We start from the raw sequence: 586 nt of genomic DNA, 5'->3' as shown, positions 1-586 counted from the left end.
GCTGCTTGCCGCTGATGCGCTTCTGCGGATTCGGTGGCGATAGAACTTCGTTCGTTGGTTCGTCCTCCATACAGGAGGTTGTTGCAGCCACATTCTCTGTCACAACTTCTAAATCGGAGTTCTCCACCTCTTCAAAGAAAGAGCTATGTTTTTGGGCATAGTCTTTACCATAAGTGGATGGTTGAAGCGAAGCCATCACCTCCTGTGTCATTTTCTCCTGCTGTTCAGGAAACATTTTCGTTTCTTTTGTTCTTGCCATAGCTTAACTTGTTTAAATTGTTGGTATAGTGGTCACGGTTTGCACCATTGACCGATTGTCGGGTGCAAAGTAAGTGTACTGAGTGCAGCCATGCAACTGATTGGGTGTAACGTGGCAATTTAGTTGTGGCTTGCTTGTGGGTGAATGAGAACAGCTGTGATAACTTCAACGTATTTCTCAACTCATCATTGTTCATGTATTCGTTGCAGTCGTGCAAGTTTTTCCTATCGGTTTAGGACTTGAAGTGTATCAAACCACTGCAACTTCCAGACACATACTGCCACAGAAATTGAAAACGCTTGTTTTTAGATTGCCGTGCCTTATCTT

At 44.0% G+C, this 586-nt stretch carries 1 pseudogene; it reads right to left on the bottom strand.

The features are described 5' to 3' along the window. Positions 1-259: pseudogene (locus tag KSW37_RS15735) on the bottom strand (DUF3408 domain-containing protein); the annotation flags it as partial. Between the last annotated feature and the right edge of the window lie 327 nt (positions 260-586).

Origin of the sequence: Segatella copri (assembly GCF_019127135.1) — a bacterium.
Taxonomy (GTDB): Bacteria; Bacteroidota; Bacteroidia; order Bacteroidales; family Bacteroidaceae; genus Prevotella.
The sequence above is the reverse complement of the archived record's forward strand: the minus strand, read 5'-3'. Positions and strand labels throughout refer to the sequence as shown.